This is a genomic window from Erysipelothrix sp. HDW6A, from assembly GCF_011400295.1.
Lineage (GTDB): Bacteria > Bacillota_I > Bacilli_A > Erysipelotrichales > Erysipelotrichaceae > Erysipelothrix.
Genome location: NZ_CP049859.1, coordinates 501362 through 523115 on the forward strand (window position 1 = coordinate 501362; position 21754 = coordinate 523115).

The 21754-nt window shown below is 35.4% G+C and carries 19 protein-coding genes and 1 pseudogene; 19 read left to right on the forward strand and 1 reads right to left on the reverse strand.

The window, feature by feature from the left end:
- Nucleotides 1-106: 106 nt before the first annotated feature.
- The 8 genes and pseudogenes from G7059_RS10485 to G7059_RS02655 all read left to right on the forward strand — a co-directional run.
- Nucleotides 107-633, forward strand: a pseudogene (locus G7059_RS10485) (DEAD/DEAH box helicase); the annotation flags it as partial.
- A gap of 192 nt (nt 634-825) precedes the next feature.
- A complete protein-coding gene (locus tag G7059_RS10490) occupies nt 826-1479 on the forward strand; it encodes a C-terminal helicase domain-containing protein (RefSeq protein ID WP_240920559.1) in 654 nt (217 codons plus the stop codon).
- Complete coding sequence (locus G7059_RS02630) at nt 1457-1654, forward strand: YwbE family protein (RefSeq protein WP_166080542.1); 198 nt, start codon at nt 1457-1459, stop codon at nt 1652-1654. Before G7059_RS10490 ends, G7059_RS02630 begins: the two co-directional genes overlap by 23 nt.
- A 123-nt stretch (nt 1655-1777) precedes the next feature.
- The gene (locus G7059_RS02635; protein ID WP_166080543.1) at nt 1778-2401 is read left to right on the forward strand and encodes a hypothetical protein; all 624 of its coding nucleotides are present in this window, start codon (nt 1778-1780) and stop codon (nt 2399-2401) included.
- Between the two features lie 201 nt (nt 2402-2602).
- The gene (locus tag G7059_RS02640; RefSeq protein ID WP_166080544.1) at nt 2603-3214 is read left to right on the forward strand and encodes a hypothetical protein; all 612 of its coding nucleotides are present in this window, start codon (nt 2603-2605) and stop codon (nt 3212-3214) included.
- 66 nt (nt 3215-3280) lie between these two features.
- Complete coding sequence (locus G7059_RS02645) at nt 3281-4117, forward strand: hypothetical protein (RefSeq protein ID WP_166080545.1); 837 nt, start codon at nt 3281-3283, stop codon at nt 4115-4117.
- Nucleotides 4118-4128: 11 nt separating this feature from the next.
- A complete protein-coding gene (locus G7059_RS02650) occupies nt 4129-5049 on the forward strand; it encodes a carbohydrate kinase (RefSeq protein WP_166080546.1) in 921 nt (306 codons plus the stop codon).
- A 697-nt stretch (nt 5050-5746) separates the two neighbouring features.
- Nucleotides 5747-6859 carry a hypothetical protein gene (locus G7059_RS02655; protein WP_166080028.1) on the forward strand — a complete coding sequence of 371 codons (1113 nt, stop codon included), beginning with the start codon at nt 5747-5749 and terminating at the stop codon, nt 6857-6859.
- A gap of 65 nt (nt 6860-6924) precedes the next feature.
- Here the strand turns inward: G7059_RS02655 and G7059_RS02660 are convergent, their stop codons facing one another.
- Entirely contained in the window at nt 6925-7446 is a 522-nt protein-coding gene (locus tag G7059_RS02660) for an HdeD family acid-resistance protein (RefSeq protein ID WP_166080547.1), read from the reverse strand.
- A gap of 234 nt (nt 7447-7680) precedes the next feature.
- On the opposite strand from G7059_RS02660, the gene G7059_RS02665 reads away from it, so the two are divergent.
- The 11 genes from G7059_RS02665 to glgP all read left to right on the forward strand — a co-directional run bounded on the left by G7059_RS02665 (nt 7681) and on the right by glgP (nt 21754).
- On the forward strand, nt 7681-8652 hold the full coding sequence (locus G7059_RS02665; RefSeq protein ID WP_166080548.1) for a tRNA-dihydrouridine synthase: 972 nt from the start codon (nt 7681-7683) through the stop codon (nt 8650-8652).
- A 116-nt stretch (nt 8653-8768) separates the two neighbouring features.
- Complete coding sequence (locus G7059_RS02670; protein ID WP_166080549.1) at nt 8769-9845, forward strand: S66 peptidase family protein; 1077 nt, start codon at nt 8769-8771, stop codon at nt 9843-9845.
- Nucleotides 9846-9912: 67 nt separating this feature from the next.
- The gene (locus tag G7059_RS02675) at nt 9913-10101 is read left to right on the forward strand and encodes a hypothetical protein (protein ID WP_166080550.1); all 189 of its coding nucleotides are present in this window, start codon (nt 9913-9915) and stop codon (nt 10099-10101) included.
- An 86-nt stretch (nt 10102-10187) separates the two neighbouring features.
- The gene (locus tag G7059_RS02680) at nt 10188-11600 is read left to right on the forward strand and encodes an alpha-amylase (RefSeq protein ID WP_166080551.1); all 1413 of its coding nucleotides are present in this window, start codon (nt 10188-10190) and stop codon (nt 11598-11600) included.
- The gene (locus tag G7059_RS02685) at nt 11581-13347 is read left to right on the forward strand and encodes a hypothetical protein (RefSeq protein ID WP_166080552.1); all 1767 of its coding nucleotides are present in this window, start codon (nt 11581-11583) and stop codon (nt 13345-13347) included. The genes G7059_RS02680 and G7059_RS02685 overlap by 20 nt, the downstream gene beginning before the upstream one ends.
- Before the next feature lie 198 nt (nt 13348-13545).
- Entirely contained in the window at nt 13546-14742 is a 1197-nt protein-coding gene (locus tag G7059_RS02690) for an extracellular solute-binding protein (RefSeq protein WP_166080553.1), read from the forward strand.
- Nucleotides 14743-14794: 52 nt separating this feature from the next.
- A complete protein-coding gene (locus G7059_RS02695) occupies nt 14795-16156 on the forward strand; it encodes a carbohydrate ABC transporter permease (protein ID WP_166080554.1) in 1362 nt (453 codons plus the stop codon).
- Nucleotide 16157: 1 nt separating this feature from the next.
- Nucleotides 16158-17000 (forward strand): sugar ABC transporter permease, encoded by an 843-nt coding sequence (locus G7059_RS02700; protein WP_166080555.1) that lies wholly within the window; start codon nt 16158-16160, stop codon nt 16998-17000.
- Complete coding sequence (locus G7059_RS02705; protein WP_166080556.1) at nt 16997-18475, forward strand: alpha-amylase family glycosyl hydrolase; 1479 nt, start codon at nt 16997-16999, stop codon at nt 18473-18475. The genes G7059_RS02700 and G7059_RS02705 overlap by 4 nt, the downstream gene beginning before the upstream one ends.
- Nucleotides 18476-18489: 14 nt before the next feature.
- Complete coding sequence (locus G7059_RS02710; RefSeq protein WP_166080557.1) at nt 18490-19485, forward strand: LacI family DNA-binding transcriptional regulator; 996 nt, start codon at nt 18490-18492, stop codon at nt 19483-19485.
- Between the two features lie 28 nt (nt 19486-19513).
- Nucleotides 19514-21754 carry a glycogen/starch/alpha-glucan phosphorylase gene (glgP, locus tag G7059_RS02715; RefSeq protein WP_166080558.1) on the forward strand — a complete coding sequence of 747 codons (2241 nt, stop codon included), beginning with the start codon at nt 19514-19516 and terminating at the stop codon, nt 21752-21754.

The following is a 21754-nucleotide window of genomic DNA, read 5'->3' on the forward strand; positions in this document are numbered from 1 at the left end:
TTGAGACATTGTTCTATTTCATTTGAAATTTATGAAAAAGAGTGTGATGCACTCTTTTCTTTTGTTTAAAATAAGAAAGTATCACAATTAGAAACGGTAGAAAACTATGAAATTTACAGATTTAGAAATAATTGAGCCAATTTTAAGAGCTCTAGAAGATGAAGGTTATGAGAGTCCGACTCCCATTCAAGAACAGACAATTCCTGTTTCCTTAGAGGGTAGAGACGTTCTTGGACTAGCACAGACTGGTACAGGAAAGACTGCAGCTTTTGCTGTGCCTACACTTCAAACACTTGCAAAGAATATTCAAAATGGACGTAATCGCAAGATTCGTGCTTTAGTATTAACCCCAACAAGAGAACTTGGAACTCAAGTTTATGAGAGCTTTGAGAATTATGGTCATTACCTCCCATTACGATCAACAGTAATTTTTGGGGAACAAGCCAAGGAAAACAAGTCAATGCACTGAGAAGCGGTATTGATGTTTTAGTTGCAACACCAGGTCGTTTAATTGATCTAATGAACCAAGGTCATGTAAAGTTATCCGATGTTGAAATATTTATCCTTGATGAAGCAGATAGAATGTTGGATATGGGGTTCATCCACGATATTAAACGTATCGTAAAGTATTTACCTAAGAAGAAACAAACCTTGCTATTCTCAGCTACGATGCCTAAAGAAATTGAAGAGATTGTTGATGAACTATTAGTTAATCCAGTTCAAGTATCAGTAGCTCCAGTTTCATCAACTGTGGATACAGTTGAACAGTTTGTACAATACGTTGACCAAGTTAATAAAGTAAACCTATTCGCTGATTTCATTGAAATGACGAATGGTGAACCTGTCTTGGTATTCACGAGAACTAAGCGTGGTGCTGATCGTGTTGTTAGAGAGTTGAAGAAGCGCAAGATTGATGCTGTCGCAATTCATGGTGATAAGTCACAGATGGCACGTCAAAAAGCATTGGAAAACTTCAAAGAGTATCGTACACAAATTCTTGTCGCTACAGATATAGCTTCAAGAGGTATCGATATTAGTGAACTCCCATATGTCATTAACTTTGATATGCCAGAAGTACCCGAAACCTATGTTCACCGTATTGGAAGAACGGGTCGAGCAGGGAATACTGGTCGTGCTATTTCCTATGTGAATTACCAAGAAATACATTTGCTCAAAGACATTGAAAAGCTAATCAAAATGAAGCTTACAGTTGTTGAAAATGAACGATATCCTCTCGAAGATAAAACAGAGAAGAAAAAGAAACAGGTTCGTAAACGTAATGATTCAAAACCAAGTAAATCTCAAGAAGTAAGTAAAGCAAAAGGGTCTCGACCAAATAAAGCAAAGAGAAGCAGTGATAAGAGAAGTAGACCCGGTAAAGAAGAATCAAGTAAACGTGGCGAAAGATCATTTTCAAAGACACAAAGGAATACAAACGGAAGGAATCGTAAACGTCATGGATCCAAAACAAAGAAATAATATACATACTGGATTAAGAGTCTTCGTCGTTCAGAAACAAGACCAACGTACTGGTAAAGAAACAGAAGGCGTTGTTGCTTCTATCCTTACCAAATCTTCATATCACCCACACGGCATAAAGGTCCGTTTAGAAAGTGGTATTGTTGGAAGGGTAAGTTTGATTCCTTCAGAATAAGAGATGAGGTCTATTCTTATCGTCTCCGTCAATTTATGAAAAACGTTCCATATTTTGGATAGAAAGCATCTGTTTTCCAAAATAAACTAATGCTATACTAGAAGCATAAGGACGGTATTCGTTATGAAAAAAATATTCTGGGGAAAAATTGCATTAATATTTGTCTTTTCATTCACATATAGTAAATCATTCTCATATGATATGTTTGGACAACAGACAGTTGTATCTTCGCACACAATCCAGATACTTCCAGCTTTTATAGGGTGGATGATAATACTTCAAGGTGTCAATGAAATGCTTTCATACAGTGATCGTTTTGTATCACTTAAGAAATTTGTGTCAGGTCTTGTCGTTTATTCATTGATTGTTTTCATATTAAATATGATTATTAATAGTGAAGGTCAATTACTAAAATCCCTATCATTTATCGCAACATTTGTGATAGTATATTCCGACTACTTATTATACAAAGGTATTATTGATACAGAATCGAAAACAGGACTGTATTTAAGAGGCGATCGATTGATGATGAAGTTCAAGATTTCCCTTGCAATAGCAATCTCAACAATAATATCCCCTATACTTGTATTCATTAGTCCACTACTTGTGTTTGTTTATGCAGCTGCTGTTGTTGTAGTAACTTTGGTAAACGAAATACTAATCTTAATTGATCTTTATAATGCTCAAAAAACTTTTACAGAGTATCTCTGGACAAAAGATGATGTAATTGTAGAAATTGATATGTAATAATCAACGTAAGAATCATGATTTATCATGATTCTTTTTTGTTCTAATTAAAAAATTAACTCACAAAACCTGTTTTCATGTAATGAAAAATTTTCCTAAAAACAAGACAATAACCGAATTGCGTATATTTGCTATTATCTCATATAGAAAATATTCTAGGAGTGTTATACTGAAAAATGTAAAGCACGAAAGGAGCTAACTATGAAAAAAGTTTTTATAGGAAAGTTACTTCTATTATTAAATATAAATATGATGATAAGTGAGACAGTTTTCGAAAGCAATACAAAATTCTTAAGCGTATCAGCAACACATTCCCTGCAATTATCCACGGTGTTAATTGGATGGTTCTTAATCATGCTAGGTTTAAAAGAATTAAAGGAATACAGTAGAAAGTTTGATATATTAGAGAAAATAGTTATTGGTGTGATTCTTTATTCGTGCATTGCGTTTGTTGCGCAAATACTTATACGTAATGAAGCACTACCAATTCAATCAATTCTTCTTGCTTCATCAATAATGATTATACCTTTCGAATGTCTACTTTATTTGGGAATAATGGATATAGAAATTGTCACAACTGTTGATGTCAAAGGACAAAAAATGTTTAGTAAGTTTTTATGGACAGTAGTCTTATCGTTTGCTGTTCAACTCTTAGGGAACTATGATGGATACCAAAATATTGTCTACATACTAGCTTTTGCAGTTCTAATAATTGAGATATCAATTCTAATAAATCTGTATGTTGCTCAAAAGAAATTCAGTAAATATGCAGCAAATCATAGTGAAGAAAATATGGTCTTAGATTTAAAGTAGCGATTGCTACTTTTTTTATTGTTGTTACTTTGTACGTGGTACAATATTGAAAAAGGAGGCTCTCATATGATTAGGATGATGACATACGATGAATGCGTGAGATCCTTAGACATTATGTACCAATCGGCATTGAATCTATCGATGTCTTCATATCCAAGTTATGCAGATGGAACCAAGACATATGAGGATTTTGAACAATCACTACTAAGAAGCTTTGATAGAGAAAATGAGTTTGTATTAGTTTACGAAAAGAATGGAAAAGATTGTTGTTGGATTCATTTCATGCTTGAGGAAGATTCGAAGTACTGCGGTTTATTATCTCTTCAAGGACAATCAAATATAGGTGAATGCACACAGGAATTCCTTGACTACTTAAAGGATATACATCCAGGCTATCATTGTTACTTTGGTTTCTCCTCTTTAAACACAGAAGCAGTAGATACTTTGAGTGGCAATGGCTTTGTCATTGTTGACTCTTGTTATCACGGGATACTGAATTTAACGAAGTCTCATACATACTTAATAGATTCGAATATCAATGAAATTACGCATCAAAACTATTCTATATTCAAAAATATTCATGACAAGGTGTCGGGTAATATGTATTGGAATAGCAATAAAATACTTGAAAATATATCGCGCTGGTTTATTTCGACATATAATGAAACTGCGATGTATTCTATTTCTACTAAGAATATGATTGAAATATTTGGATTTGATATCACATTAAAAAATGATTCGATGTATGAGTTTGAGGAGTTATTAAAGTCGCACATTAATTCAGGAATTAACAAGCAGAAAGAATTTTTAGTTTTCTTTGTTGATGATGCCTATATATCGAGTTTAACACGACACGGTTTCACTATTTTTGGTGAATATAAATGTCTATTTAAAATAATTTAAGGAGATAAGCTATGAAAAAAGTAGTTTGCATTGGTGAAATGCTCATTGACATGGTGGATGTCGATCATAAAGGATTACTTCTTGCTCAGAACTTTGAGTTAAACCCAGGAGGTGCTTCAGCTAATGTTGCCATTGCCTGTGCTCGACTTTCAACAGAAACTTACTATCTTGGAGCTTTAGGGAATGATAGCTTTGGAAAGCGACTAAGAAATGTCCTAGAGGATAATAAGGTCAATGTCGACTTCGTAGACCATATTGGTAATACAACAATTGCCTGGGTTGGTTTGGACGACGATGGCGAAAGAAGTTTTGAATTCCTTCGAGGAAGCGATGGAAAGTATGAAATCAAAAAATCGGCACTGGATATCATTGATGAGAATACAATTGTTCATTTTGGCAGTGCAACAGCGCTACTAGGAGATGAATTAGAAAAAAGTTACGATACATTAAAAGATAAAACAATTGAGGTACAAGGGACTGTTGTATTTGATCCAAACTATCGTGAGCTATTAGTCAATGATGTAGAGTCCTATCGTAATAAAACAATAAACTATATCGAGGTATCCGACTACGTAAAGCTAAGCCTTGAGGAATTAGAACTCATCAGTGAAGAGAAGGACATCGAAGCAGCAATAAACAAAGTATCCCATATCATGAAGAAAAGTGCTGTATTATTTGTAACACTTGGTTCAAAAGGATGTTATGTTATTTCCGAGGAAATAAGCAAAATAGTCCCTTCTATTGAGATTACGCAAGTCGATGCAACGGGAGCAGGTGATGCCTTTATTGGGGCACTAATTTCTCAGTTAGCTAAAGGTGAAACCGATTTAGAAATTGCAGTTCGGTATGCTAATCGTGCAGGGGCAATCACGGCTACTCATGTAGGTGCTATTAACTCTTTACCCACAGAGAAAGAATTACAAAGTAATTAATACTTGAAATATATTATTCCTCTAGGAATATTAAAAAGAACCTCTTACTTTATTAATGACTAGGTTTAGTCAAGGAGGTCAGAGATATCATCATATCGTGTAATTGTTTTGAAATTCCAGATGAAGTCTTATGTACAATAAGTGGCGGTGGAACCGTTAGTTTGTGGTTATCACCAGGATTTCAAAAGGCATTTATTGGTGCATCATGTTCGGCAATTGCTACCTACGTAGCAGCTAAATATTTTGCAGGTAATGGGACGGTGTATCGTGCCATAAGCGGATTTATGTTTAGTATGATTGGGGCGAAACTACAGTCCCTAGTAAAAGCTGATTTGTTTGTAGCTTCGCTGTACATTCCATTCTTACCAAACAGGAAGTTCGTTTTATGATGTATGTGATTGTGTTCATCATAACGTTTCTGCTGTATTACTTTGTGGTTGCCCGTTTTTTCAGTAATGATTTTATTTGGTTTGGGATAATGTTTGCATTAACTTTCATCTTAGAAAAGGTATTATCTTGGATAGATAATCGAAATAAGGAATAAGACATAAGCTGGTGAAAACCAGCTTTGCTTATTTCTGTTAAGCGATATGAACGATTAGATATTGATATTCATTAAAAAATGTGAGAGACTCAAGGAGAATAGCGAAAATAGATCTGTAGGGGAGTTCTGTTTATTTATTCTCATGGAGGGAAAATGAAACGAATGAAGAAGGTCTCAAGCATCTTATTGATAGCTTTAGTTTTTAGCTTTACAACACTCACAAGTATTAGTGCTACATCAGGTCGATTAAAAGGAGATAGCATCATTACTTGTAATGGAAAGTCATATGGAAATCATGGGGATGGACATTGGCATGTTGCGGAAAATAAAGGGAAATCAGGATGGTATCCTTCAGGTGAAAGCTTAGGATATGCAAATCCTTGTGCGGCTAGCGAAGCTCCTGCAAAGAAACCGGAAACAAAAGCACCGGAGACAAAGGCACCAGAAGCGAAAGCACCAGAAGCGAAAGCGCCTGAGGCAAAGGCAGCTGAAGTGAAACAAGAGACAAAGCCAAGCGCACCTAAAGAAACGCCAAAAGCAACAACTCCTAAAACAGAAACACCAGTGCAAACACCTTCAGTTGATAAAGTGGTTGAAGAGGTTGTTGAGTTGGATGAAATAGACACTGAAGCTTTAGAACTTGAAACAAAGGCTTTAAACAATACTGCAATTCAATCGATAAGTATTGGATCAAAAGCAATGCAAATCAAAGATAAAGAAACATACTTTATCAATTCAGTGTCTGATATAAAGGTTAATCTCGAAAATGAGAAAGCAGAATATAAGATAGTACCAGGTTCTGATCTTAAACCATTTGAAAAAAACAATCTTAAGATTGAATTAACATCAGAAAGCAAAGAACAAACACAAACTGTTGATTTGCCAGTATTTATCTTAGGAACAAACGATGAACTTAAATCACAAAATGTTATCTTAAAAATAGATAATAAAGATTATAAATTGAACGATAAGTATTTCAAAGTGAAACCTGAGGAGCTAAGCAAGCTTAACAAAGGTGAAATATTTATTGGAGACACTCACTTTGCATATGGTAAAGACGTGAAGCTTGTCGAAGTATCTGGTAAAGATTATACTCATGAGTTAGTATTTGATGTCATGAATAATAAATATTCCTTACCAATTCAATCGAAAGAGGCAAGTAGCTCAAATGTGTTGTTAGGTGGTCTTACATTAATTGGTGGTGGTTCTATCGGTGCAGGACTGTATTATAATAAGAAAAAGAAAACTAGTCCTAAATCAAACTAGTATATAAATACACAAAGAGCGCAAATAATGCGCTCTTTATCTATAATAAATTGTGATTAATTTTTCTATTGAAACGCTTGAATAACCAAGGAGAAACCAAAAGAAATTGCAGATAGTCCTAACATATAAGCTAATGTTAGTGATGCAGTTCCTGGGTTTAGAATCATAAGAATAGAAGTTAAAATACTTATAACTAGAAGTACCAATCCAAGACCTTGTGATACTCCTGTATATTTCTTGATATACCAGAGATCAATAATACCTGTGATGGATGATGCAAGTAACCATGTTGGAATTAGAATATCAATCCCAATGACACCAAGTGAAATATTGCTTACTAAAAGTATTCCAAAAAGAAAATCTATTGCGCTCATGAGGAAGATGAACCAAATCCAGAAGCTTGTAATTTTCTTAAAGAAATAAAACTTAAAGAAACCAAAGATTCCTTTAGTAAGAGCAATGACACCAAATAGTACAACCAAACTTCTCAGTGTACTACCAGGATTTGAAAACATGGTGAAGCCTAAGAAGATGAATAAGACACCAATAATTAAATCAATCCATCCAAACTCTCTTCTTTCACTCATTGTAACACCTCCTTTATCCTAATGTACCACTTTGTGAATATACTTACAAAGAATGTGAATGGCTTTCTTGATAGTTTCACAACAGTTAATATAGGTTTCATCTGTTATCACAGAAATATCATCAATAATAATCGAAAACATTATGAACTTCTGGTTTAATTACTTGTGAATAATGTCTAATAATGGGATAATTACAAGCGATAGAATTAATTAATAAGAAGTAGAGGAATTGAAATGACACATAACTTTTGGCAAGATTTACCGAAGCCTTTTTTTATCTTAGCTCCTATGGAGGATGTAACAGACGTTGTTTTTCGTCATGTAATAGCGAAAGCGGGAAAGCCTGATGTTTTCTTTACGGAGTTTACGAACAGTGAAAGTTATTGTCATGCTGAAGGAAAAGAAAGTGTGAAGGGTCGTCTAACCTTTACTGAAGATGAACAACCGATAGTAGCGCATATCTGGGGTGATAAACCTGAGTTCTTTAAAGAGATGAGTATTGGTATGGCTGAAATGGGTTTTAAGGGCGTTGATATCAATATGGGATGTCCTGCTCAAAACGTATTTCGACACGGTCGTGGATCAGGGCTTATACTAAGACCTGAGGTCGCGGCAGAAATCATTCAAGCAGCCAAGGCTGGTGGTTTACCAGTCAGTGTAAAAACTCGACTTGGACATTCAAAAGTCGATGAGTGGAAAGATTGGTTAACACATGTCCTTAAACAAGACATCGCAAACTTATCCATTCATCTACGAACTAAAGTTGAAATGAGTCAAGTTGATGCTCACTGGGAATTGATTCCTGAGATTAAGAAACTCCGTGATGAAATTGCCCCTAATACCCTTATTACCATTAATGGTGACATTCCTGATTATGAAACCGGGATGATGCTGGCTGAAAAATACGGTATCGATGGCGTTATGATTGGTCGAGGTGTTTTCCACAATCCCTTTGCGTTTGAGAAAGATGCTAAGAAACATAGCTCAAAAGAATTGCTTGATCTACTACGCTATCATTTAGATATGTTTGATAAGTATTCAAAAGTAGAACCTCGTGTCTTTAAACCATTACGAAGATTCTTTAAAATCTACGTAAGAGAGTTCTCAGGTGCGAGTGATTTACGAGTACGTCTCATGGAAACTTCCACGACTGATGAAGTTCGTAAAATGTTAAGTGATTTTGAAGCTGAAAATGATATTCAATAGAGTTCCTTTGGAACTCTTTTCTTTTGAACAAGGATAAAGGCGTGATATGATATAAGTATAGAAATGACTTGTAATTTATCAAAAAAGATAGTCATTTTAACCTAGGGGGTCATATCATGAGAAAACCATCAGCCTTACGTAGAGGTGATAAAGTAGCAATTGTCAGTTTATCTTCTGGTGTTTTGGGAGAACCATTCGCAAAGCATCAAGTTGAACTCGCAAAGAAACGCTTGGAAATGCTCGGACTGGTTCCGGTATTTATGCCAAATGCATTAAAAGGTTTAAAAGTATTGGAAGAAAATCCACAAGCTCGAGCACAAGATCTGAAGGATGCATTTGCTGATGATTCTATTAAAGGTATTTTCTGTGCAATCGGTGGTATTGATACCTATCGTTTATCACCTTATCTTTTAGAAGATGCTGAGTTTTTAGAGAATGTCCTAAGGAAACCAAAATTATTTACAGGGTTCTCCGATACCACAAACAATCACTTCCTATTTTATAAACTAGGAATGGTTAGTTACTACGGTCCTAATATATTAAATGACATTGCTGAGTTAGATACAGAGATGATTCCATACACACGGCAAACGATTCAGTACTACTTTGACAATCCAGAAACGATTACGATTGAATCAAGTCCAATTTGGTATGAAGAACGTACAGACTTTAGTAGTAACTCTATAGGCGTTCCTCGTATCAGTCATGAAGAGACGCGAGGCTATGAAGTGCTCCAAGGTTCCGGTGTTGTAGAAGGTCGACTCTTAGGTGGTTGTATCGAAAGTATCTTTGATATGATTACTGGTGATCGCTTCCTAGATCAGAAAGATGTCGTTAAGAAATACGATCTCTTTCCAACATTAAAAGAATGGATAGGAAAAATCCTATTCTTAGAAACAAGTGAAGAATGTCCTGACAAAGAACAAATGTTGAAGTATCTCAAAGTTCTTAAAGAAGAGGGAATACTGGATGCAGTATCCGCAATTCTTGTAGGGAAACCTCAAAATGAAATTCATTATGAAGAAATCAAAGAAGCATATCTTGAAAGTACGGATACACCGATACTCTTTAATATTAACTTTGGTCATGCATACCCAAGAACTGTGATTCCTTATGGTCTTAAAGCAAAGATTGATTTTGATACCAAAACTTTAACAATTGAAGAACCACTCTTTGAATCAAAGCTCACATAAATTAACACAAGTATTTTATCTTGATGACAAAGAACTCACGTATACTCAAGACATAGGAGGTATTGTTATGAAGAAATTAGGAATTGTGACTGCAGTTGCAGCAGGAGCATTAACAACGTATGGAGTGTTGAAGGTTTTTGGGGTCACAGATAAAATCCGACTAACAATCCTAGATAAAGCTATTGACTGCTATGACAAAAGAGCTCAAGAAATCTCAAAGAAACGTATAATAGTTACTAAACAGGAACTCATGTAAAGTGAGTTCTTTTTTTCGAAAAACTTTACAAAGTTAATAAAGTAGGTATAATGGTATCTAAGGAAATCGTTTTCCTTGAGGTGAATATGAAACATAAAACAATGTTACAGGGCTTTGAATGGTATTTAGCCCCAGAAGATAAATTATGGATTAAAATTAAAAATAACGCTAAAAAATACGAATCAATGGGAATTACAAGTATCTGGTTACCACCAGCATACAAAGGTCATCGTGGATGTTATGACTCGGGATATGGCGTTTATGACCTTTATGATTTAGGTGAGTTTGATCAAAAAGGTAGTGTCGAAACAAAGTATGGAAGCCGACAAGAATATCTTGAGGCAATCCAAGCTCTTAAAGACCATAACATCGCAATCTATGTCGATGTCGTATTAAACCACCGCATTGGTGCTGATGAGCTTGAAACGGTATTAGTAGATGAAGTGAATCGTGATAACAGAAACGAAATCATAAATGCAAACAAAGAGATTAAAGCATGGACGAAGTTCACATATCCGAATCGCAACAATAAATACTCAACATTCAAATGGGATAAGTCTTACTTTAAAGCAATTGATTTTGATGATAATGAACATCAGAATGGAATCTATCTCTTTAAAGACAGAGTTTGGGATGAACATGTCTCTCATGAGTATGGTAACTATGATTACTTATTAGGTGCTGATGTTTACGTCTTAAACCCTGTTGTAATGGACGAACTTAAACATTGGTTGCATTGGTATTATGATACGATTCAATTTGATGGGGTACGTTTGGATGCAATCAAACACATTGATGCCCTCGCAACGAAGGAAATTCTTGAATCTCTTAGAGACCGTACCCACATTAAAGCTGTAGGTGAGTATTGGAGTGGAGATATTGAAGAGTTAATTCATTATCATGAACTTACAGAAGGAACTATGGCACTATTTGATGTGCCCTTACACCATAAATTCCATGACATTTCCACTGGAACGAGTGATGATTTAAGCACACTGTATCATGGGACGTTTACTGAACGATACCCTGAGTATTCAGTTACCTTTGTAGATAATCACGATACTCAAATTGGACAATCCCTAGAATCCTGGGTAGAACCATGGTTTAGAAACCATGCTAATGCATTTATTCTGCTTCATGAGAATGCATACCCATGTTTATTCTATACAGATATGGATAATCAGTTTATTCAAAAAATGATTGCTGTACGAAGTCAATATGAAGGATCAAACTTTGTGGATATTCATGATAAAAAACACACACGTACCTTTGGATATACGGATGAAAATGGCTATATTGTAAGTATGTCAATAAATGGTGATAATATTGAAAGTTTATATATTGGACAAAATTGCTCTGGAACTGTATACTTTTCCTTGGAAGATACAAATGACCGAATTATCGTTGATGAAAATGGATACTTAAACGTCCCTGTTAAATCAAAAGAGGTCAAAGTGTATATTCAAGAAAGGGTACACTATGATTTTAGCGTTCTATGATGATGTTCGTCGAATTACAATTGAAAGTGACGTACAGATTAATACATGTTTTTATAAAAAAAATGAATTGGTAAATGTTGAGACGTATGAGAGAGATGGTCGCATTATTAATGTATATATTTCTCCTACATTTAAGCCTCATGAAGAATACACATTAAGTGTCAATGGAACCTCCGTTTTTGTGGAAATGAGAGGAATTGTAAAAAAGACTTGGTTTAAAGAAACTTATCGTTATGATGGGAGACTTGGAAACTGGGTAGAAAACAACACAACACATTTTGCAGTTTATGCACCAACAACATCAAAGGTATCTGTTTTAATGAATGAACAGAGATATTTGATGTTTCGTGATGCCACTGGAGTTCACCATCTTGAACTAGAAGGTAACTTCCATGGACAAGCCTATCTCTATGAAGTCGTAAGATATAATAAGGTAAAGCTCACTACAGATCCCTATGCAAAAGCAAGTGTGGCTAATCGTGAAGCAAGCGTTGTGGTTGATGAATCACAAATTGTGAAAGCGAAGCGTGATTTTGTTGAACACAAAAATCCCATTATTGCGGAAATGTCAGTTCGAGATTTCTCAATGGACCCAGAAGTACCATTTAGTCAACGTGGTAAATTTTTAGGGATGCTTGAAAGCCATGGCAATTATGGTTTTGCACACATCTTAGATTTAGGTGTAACTCATGTACAGCTTATGCCTATTAATGATTTTGCTACAGTAAATGAACTCAATCCTACAGAATCGTATAACTGGGGATATGACCCAATGCAATACTTGGCGTTAGAAGGTTCATACAGTTCAAACGTCCACAATCCATTACAAGGTATTAATGATTTAGTGCAAGTTGTGAATGCATACCATGGTAAAAACATCGGAGTAAACGTTGATGTTGTATTTAATCATGTTTATGAAGTTGAGAATCATCCATTCCACATATTAGCTCCATACTACTATTTCCGTTATACACGTGATTACTATTTAAGCAATGGTTCATTCTGTGGTAATGAAGTAGCATCTGAAATGCCAATGGCCCGTAAGCATATTATTGATGCTTGTGTTCACTTTGTTGATTGGTTTGCAGTTGATGGCTATCGTTTTGACTTAATGGGTCTTCTTGATATTGAAACGATGAATGAATTATCAGCAGCAGTTAGAGAACTTAATCCTAATACAATGATCTATGGTGAAGGTTGGAGAATGCCTACCGTTCATAAACCATCAGAGTGTGCAACCATTGATAATGCTCATAAGATGAAAACAATTGGTTTCTTCAATGATACCTACCGTGATTCTATTGGTGGTCGTGTTAATGGTGAAACGAGCTCAATCTTAATGTTGCATGATCAAGATGGATCAATCTGTTCATTAATGAATGGAAATCATAATTTCCCTGTTCCACCAGAACAATCCATTAACTATGTAGAGTGTCATGATAACTATACATTGGCAGACAGAATTGCCATGCATCGATTATCGCCTCATGATGCTCAACGTATAACACGTGTTGTTATTGCATCAAAAGGAATTCCATTTATTCAAATAGGTCAAACCTTCTTTAGAAATAAAAAGGGTGATGGAAACTCCTATCAATCCAGTGATGAGGTTAACCGTATTAACTGGAGTATGTTAGATGCTTATAAAGATATGAATGATGACTTAAGTAAATGGATTCATTGGCGTCGTGACGTTGATCAATCGTATGGTGTTTGTTATCATTATGGAAATATTGAAATTAAATAAGTGAGAAAGACAAGAGAAAATCTTGTCTTTTTTTAATGAGAAATTATTTTCGTGAATAGAAAACGCAAAATATCCAGTAATAAAGGGCTTTAAGGAAAACATTTTCTGTAATCGCATACAAAAGGGTTTACAAACAAAAACTCTGTGTTATAATAGGTTTGTGAAAACGATTTCTTTAATATATGAGGAGGAAAATATATGTTTAAGAAAATGTTAAAAGTAATGACAGTATCATTACTAGCTCTTTCATTAGTAGCATGTAGCTCAGGTGGAAGTAAGAAAGGTGAAACCTTTGATTTAAAATTATGGGGTTCACAAGAAGACCAAGCGTTCTTACAAAAACGTGTTGAGGACTTCAAAGCAGCAAACAAAGATAACACATACAACATTACATTAGGTGTTGTTAGTGAAGCAGATGCAAAAACAAAAATCACAGAAGATTTAGAAGCATCAGCAGACGTATTCGCATTCGCAAACGATCAACTTCGTGACTTAGTAGGTGCTGGAGCATTATACGAAATCACAAAGAACAAAGATCAAATCGTTAAAGAAAACATGGAAGGATCCATCGATGCAGTTACTTTAGACGGTAAAATGTACGGTTACCCATTCACAGCTGACAACGGCTACTTCATGTACTACAATTCAGGATTCTTCTCAGCAGATGATGTATTGTCATTAGACAAAATGTTAGCTAAAGCTGAAGCAGAAGGTAAGAAAGTATTCTTTGACCTTTCAAATGGATGGTATATCTCATCATTTTTCTTAGGAGCAGGTGGAAAACTTGAGCTAGGATCAAATGGTAAACAAGTAATCGACTGGAATAATGAAACAGGTGTTAAAGTTGGAGAATACTTACGTAAATTCGCAGCTTCACCAGCATTTATGACAGGTGATGACAACGTAATGAACGCTGGAGCAGCTGATGGATCAATCGTTGCAGCAGTTTCAGGAACATGGACAGCAGATCAATTTGCTACAGCATACGGCGACGGTTATGCAGCTACAAAACTTCCAGAAATCACAATTGATGGAAAAGGCGTACAAATGGCAAGTTTTGCTGGATACAAAGTATACGGAGTTAACTCACATACAAAAGCACCAATCGCAGCAATGGAACTTGCAGAATTCTTAAGTAACGAAGAAAGCCAAGTACAACGCTTCGAAGCACGTAAATTAGGACCTTCAAACTTAAAAGCAGCAGAAAGTGAAGCAGTTAAGAAAGACGTTGCCTTAAGCGCATTAGCACAACAAGGTAAGTTTGCACACAGCCAAAAAGATGTTGTTGGAGAATACTGGGGACCTGCAGAAGCATTTGGTACAGATCTAGAAAATAAATCAGACAAGCCAATGCAAGAACTACTTGACACCTTGGTCAAACAAATTGAACAATAATTAGTTTAGTTGGGGACTTTGAGTCCCCCTTCATTATTTTAAGGGGTTATTCATGAAAAAAATTAAAAACGCAATCTCTTATTTTATCTCAGGATTTAAAGAGGGAGATAGTATAACCAAATTGTCATATCTCGTAATGGGCGCGGGATCCTTTATGCGTAAACAATACGTACGTGGATTTACCCTTCTTGGAATTCAAATTGTCTCATTTGCATATCTAATAATGAGCGGTTTTTCGAGAATAGCGGGATTAGCAAATCTTGGAACAGTTTCACAAGGGAAAACCTTTGATGAAGCACTTGGTATATATATTTACAGTCAAGGTGATAACTCAATGTTATTCTTACTCTTTGGTGTTCTTGCAATCTTTGCGATTGTTGGAACTATCGGAGTTTATGCACTTAACATCGTTAATGCCGTAGAGAATCAAAAAATTGTTGATAGCGGACGTGAACTTCCTACATTTAAAGAAGATATTCAAACTTTACTTGATGAGAAATTCCACATAACAGTTCTTACAATTCCTACAATTCTGACGTTTATATTTACATTATTACCATTGGTATTTATGATTCTTATTGCTTTTACTAACTTTGATAAAACCCACCAACCTCCAGGAAACTTATTTACCTGGGTAGGTCTTAAGAACTTCAAAGATATGTTCTACAATAACTCGATTATTTCTGGAACATTTTTCGCGCTCTTAAAGTGGACATTTATCTGGGCATTCTTTGCAACATTCCTTAACTACATCCTCGGTATGTTACTTGCAATGCTTATTAACTCAAAAGGAATAAAAATCAAAAAATTCTGGAGAACAGTCTTTGTAATCACAATCGCAGTACCTCAATTTGTCAGTTTACTTCTGATGTCACAATTATTAGCGGATAACGGAAGCTTAAACGTCTTACTCAAAAACTGGGGTCTTGTTGATTCGTCAATTAAATTCCTAACAGATGGAAATCTAGCTAAAATCACTGTTATCGTAATTAACTGTTGGGTGGGTATTCCATATACTATGTTAATTACTTCAGGTATCTTAATGAATATACCTGCTGACTTATATGAAAGTGCTGAAATTGATGGAGCTGGTCCATGGGTTAAATTTAGAAAAATTACCCTACCATATATGCTTCACGTTACAACACCATACCTTATCACTCAGTTTGTAGGAAACTTAAATAACTTTAACGTTATCTTCCTCTTAACAGGTGGTGGTCCATTATCACTTGAATACCATCAAGCAGGTAAGACAGACTTACTCGTTACATGGCTCTATAAACTTACTGTTGAACAAAAAGACTATGCGCTTGCTTCAACATTAGGAATTATTATTTTCGTTATTAGTGCAACCTTATCACTCATTGTCTTCAAGAGGACAACACAACAAGGTCAGGAAGGAGAGTTTAACTAGTATGAAACGCAAACGATTTATATCCAGTACAATAGGACACACATTCTTATCTGTACTGTCAGTACTTTGGTTACTTCCTGTTGCATGGTTAATCATGCAGTCCTTACGTGGTGAAGGTGGAGCAACAACAAACTACATTATTCCAAAAGTATGGACATTCGATAACTACATCAAACTCTTTACAGAAACAAGTTTATTTAACTTCCCACGTTGGTTCATGAATACATTGTTTGTAGCGGTAGTAAGTTGTATTATTTCAACAATTATCGTTTTACTTACAAGTTATGCTTTCAGCCGCCTACGTTTTAGATTCCGTAAGAAAATGATGAACATTATCCTAATCCTTGGAATGTTCCCTGGATTTATGTCAATGACAGCTGTTTACCATATCTTAAAAGCAATGAACTTAACACAATCACTATGGGCATTAATTCTTGTCTATTCTGGTGGTGCTGCCATGGGTTATTACATTTCTAAAGGATTCTTCGATACCATTCCATATGCTGTTGATGAATCAGCAATGATCGATGGTGCTACAAAGAATGATATCTTCTGGAAGATTACCCTTCCAATGTCAAAACCAATTATTATCTATACAGTTCTAACAAGTTTCATCGCTCCATGGGTCGACTTCATCTTCGTATCCGTAATCATGCGTGATAGCTATCAGAACTACACGGTAGCACTTGGTTTATATCAAATGTTAACACGTGAAAATATCGCAATGTACTTCACTCGCTTCTGTGCGGGAGCAGTATTAATTGCGGTTCCTATCACACTCTTATTTATTAAGATGCAAAAATACTACGTAACAGGTGTTACAGGAGGATCTGTTAAAGGATGAGAAAGCTCTTTGGAGTTATTCTAACTTTAGTGATCTTAACAGGCTGTCAAGCTGAGCATGTCTCCGTTAAGCCTGAGGTTAACTCGGTATACTATGAAATCTTCGTTGGATCCTATAAAGACTCTGACGGTGATGGAATGGGAGACTTACAAGGAGTTACCGAATCTCTGGATACATTACAAGAGCTAGGGGTGACAGGGATTTGGCTCATGCCAATTAGCCCATCACCTACCTATCATAAATATGATGTAACAGACTATAAAGCAATTGATAAGGCTTATGGAACAATGGAAGACTTTGACAATCTGGTCAAAGAAATGAAAAGTAGAGACATGGATCTAATTATTGACCTTGTTCTTAATCACTCTTCTTCAAAACATCCATGGTTTCTAAAGGCGGTATCAGGAGTTACAAACAATACATGTGATGAAATCGCCGAATGTGGTTACTATAATTTCAGCGATTCGTATGAATCAGGATATACCAAGCTTAACGACTCAACGTATTATGAGTCAGTATTCTGGGAAGAAATGCCTGATTTGAATCTTGATAATGAAAGTTTACGACATGAAATTGATGATATTGTCAGTTTCTGGCTTGATAAAGGTGTAAAAGGATTTAGGTTAGACGCTACAACCCACTTTTATGGTGAAAACTTAAGTCTTAATGTCGAGTTTCTAGACTGGTTACAAACCCTGGTTAAATCGAAGAAATCAGATGCGTATCTTGTCGGAGAAGCATGGACAGTTGATTCAACCATTCAAGAAATGTATGCAAGTCAACTTGATAGTTTCTTCAACTTTGGGCTAAGTCAGAATAGTGGAAAAATCGTAACTGCTATTAATAAATCTGATGGAGCACGACTTGCCAAGCAAGTCTATGATTACAATCAAGAAATTAGCAATCAAAACGGTCAAGCAATTGACGCAGTGTTCTTATCAAATCACGACAACAACCGAAGTGCTGGATACCTCACTACATTAGAAAAACAAAAAATGGCAGCATCATTATATTTGCTGATGCCAGGAAATGTATTTATCTATTATGGTGAAGAACTGGGTATGAAGGGAAGTGGTATTGATGAAAACAAACGTTTACCAATGCCATGGTCAAAAAATCCGAAAGATGTAACCAATGGCCCAAGTGCTGCAGATTATACAGCATCACAGCCACTAACTTATGAAGAAGCAAAGAAAGATAAAGATTCCCTTTGGTATCACTATCAAAAGGTAATTAATATTAGAAATACGTATTCAAAGGATCTTGCCCGTGGCAAATTCAATGTAATTGATATGGGAAACCCTGCGATCTATGCTTTGGAATACGATAATGTTATCTTAGTACATAATTTATCAGAAGAAATGAATACGATAACACAAGATTATGATAAGATTAACTCAGTCAATGGTAAAGTAAAGAAAGTAGGTAACACACTAGAGTTATCTGCTTACACAACCATCATAATCGAAAAATAAATGGAGGGGTTTGTATGGCGAATATTGGCGATGTGGCAAAAAGAGCTGGGGTGGGTGTTTCAACCGTCTCGAAAGTACTTAATAATTACGATAACATTAGTCAGGCGACACGTGATAAAGTCATGCAAGCTGTAACTGAATTGAACTATGTTCCAAATGCGGCAGCTTCCGCACTCTCTTCAAAGAAGGGAAGAAGGATAGCGGTAGTGGTGTTTATTAATAACAAACGTCAAGCGATTGACGAAATTAATATGCAATACCTCTTTGGTTCATTTTTCCAAGCTAACATTCATAAACTTGATGTAACAACAGTCTTCTCCGGTGTCTTTGAAAACATGAGTAAAGTAGAAATTATTCATTATCTTAAGTCATTAAGTATTGAAGCTGTAGTAGTTTATGGACTCCATAAAGAAGAAATATTCTTCAATGAAATTATTCAAGAAGAACATTTCAGAACGGTCGTAGTTGATGGACCGATTCTAAATGATAGAACATCCTATGTCATGGTTGACCATCAAAAAGCACAATATGACATTGCAACTCAAATCATCCAAAAAAGTGAAGGAACAATTAGAAATGTTCTTTACCTCGCAGGACGTCGTGATGGATTCGTAACTGACTTACGACTTCAAGGTGTTGTTGATGCCTGTGATAAACTTGGCGTGAATCTTAACGCTCAGTATTCAGACTTTAGCGAGTTAAAAGCTATTGATTTAGTTAAGCAATATGGTAACGAAGCAGATGTCATCGTTTGTGCTTCTGACTTGATGGCAATTGGGGCAGTCAATGCTTTAAAAGAAATGGATATCTTTAGACCCGTATGTGGTTATGACGGTATCAAGTTACTGGGGTACATTGATTATCCAATGTTAACAGTACAACAAGACTTCTATAATGTTGCACGAAATGCAATTGATGAAGCAAAACGATTAATTGCTGACGAAAAAGGTCAAGCGATAATTCTAGATTATACAATCACAACAATTAATTATGAAGACGTCATTATGTAAGCATAGTGACGAAGGGAGATATATATTTATGATTCGCAATGAAATTTTATCGGTATCAGACAAAGATCTGAAATCAATGAGTACTGCAGAAGTTTACGAAGTAGTTCTTGAAGTTGTTCAAAACCGTATTAAAGAAGTAGAACATGTCAAAGGTGACCGTAAGGTTTACTACATGTCAGCTGAGTTCCTTATTGGTAAATTACTTACAAATAACATGATGAACTTAGGCATCTACGACGAAATTGGTGCTGTACTTAAAGAAAATGGTCATGATATCAGTGATATCGAAGGATTTGATCCAGAACCATCATTAGGTAACGGTGGATTAGGCCGTCTTGCAGCATGTTTCTTAGACTCAATTGCAACACTTGGAATTAACGGTGAAGGTTTAGGATTAAACTATCACTTTGGATTATTCAAACAAGTATTCCGAAATCATTTACAAACAGAAACAAAAGATGTTTGGTTAGACATTCCATCGTGGTTACGTAAAACTGATGTAGTTTACCCAGTACAAATCGGTGATGTTTCCTTAAAATCACGTATGTATGAAATTGATGTATTAGGATACCGTGGTAAGAAAACTACATTACGTCTTTTCGATTTAGAGAGTATTGATGAAACACTTGTTGGTGAAGGAATCCGTTTTGACCAAGAAGCAATCGACAAAAACTTAACATTATTCTTGTATCCAGATGATTCAACAGAAACAGGACTACGTTTACGTTTTGCACAACAATATTTTATGGTCAAGAGTGGTCTTTCATACATCTTAGAAAGCCATAAAGATGTCCTAACAGAACTTCATAAACATGTAGTTATCCAAATTAACGATACTCACCCTTCAATGGTTGTTGTTCTATTAATTCAAGCATTACAAGAACGTGGCGTTAGCTTCGAAGATGCAGTGGAAATCGTAAGTAACACATGTGCTTATACAAACCATACAATCCTTGCGGAAGCATTGGAAACATGGCCAATTAATTACTTTGAAGCAGTAGATGCTGACTTAGTACCAATTCTACACAAACTTCAAGATATTGTTGCAACACGTTCAACAGATCCAAAAGTACAATTAATTGATGAAAACAATAAAGTACACATGGCTTCATTAGCAATTCACTTTAGCTTTAGTACAAACGGTGTTGCTGCACTTCATACAGAAATTCTAGTAAAATCAGAATTAAAAGAATTTGCAGACTTATACCCAACACGTTTCAACAATAAAACAAACGGAATTACATTCAGACGTTGGTTACAATTCAGTAACCGTGAGCTTACAAGCTTCTTAGAATCACGTATTGGCGATGAATTCAAAGACGAAGCAACAGCACTTAAAGCTTTCGAAGCATTCAAAGATGATAAAGAAGTTCAAGATTCAATCTTAGCAATTAAGACATCCCAAAAAGAACGTCTTGCTAAACATTTAGCTGCTACAAAAAATATCACAATCAATACAAACTCGATCTTTGACATCCAAATCAAACGTCTTCACGAATACAAACGTCAACAATTAAACATGTTATACATTATTGACTTAATGTTACGTATCCGTGATGGTTACAAACCAAGTCGTCATGTAACATTCTTCTTTGGTTCAAAAGCAGCTCCTGCTTATATTATTGCTAAAGACATCATTCACTCACTCTTAACATTAAGTGAAATTATTGCTAACGATAAAGAACTTAGCCAATACATGCAAATTGTATTTGTTGAGAACTACAACGTTACTGAAGCAGAATACTTAATTCCAGCATGTGATGTTTCAGAACAAATCTCACTTGCAAGTAAAGAAGCAAGTGGAACAGGTAACATGAAACTTATGTTAAATGGTGCTCTAACACTTGGTACATTAGATGGTGCGAACGTTGAAATTAAAGATCATGTTGGTGAAGATAACATCTACATCTTTGGTAAACACAGTGATGAAATCATTGAACACTATGAAAAAGCAGACTACGTATCACGTGAATACTATGATAACGACCCACGTATTAAGGCAGCAGTTGATTTCTTAATTAGTGATGAAATGTTAGCAGCTGGTAACAAAGATAACTTAGCTCGTTTACACCACGAATTCATTACAAAAGATTGGTTCATGACACTTATCGACTTTGAAGATTATGTAACAGTTAAAGATACATGCTTCAACGATTACGAAGATCGTGCAACATGGGCTAAGAAAATGATTGTTAATATTGCGAATGCTGGCTTCTTTAGCTCAGACAGAACTATTGCAGACTACAACCGCGATATCTGGAAGGTCTAA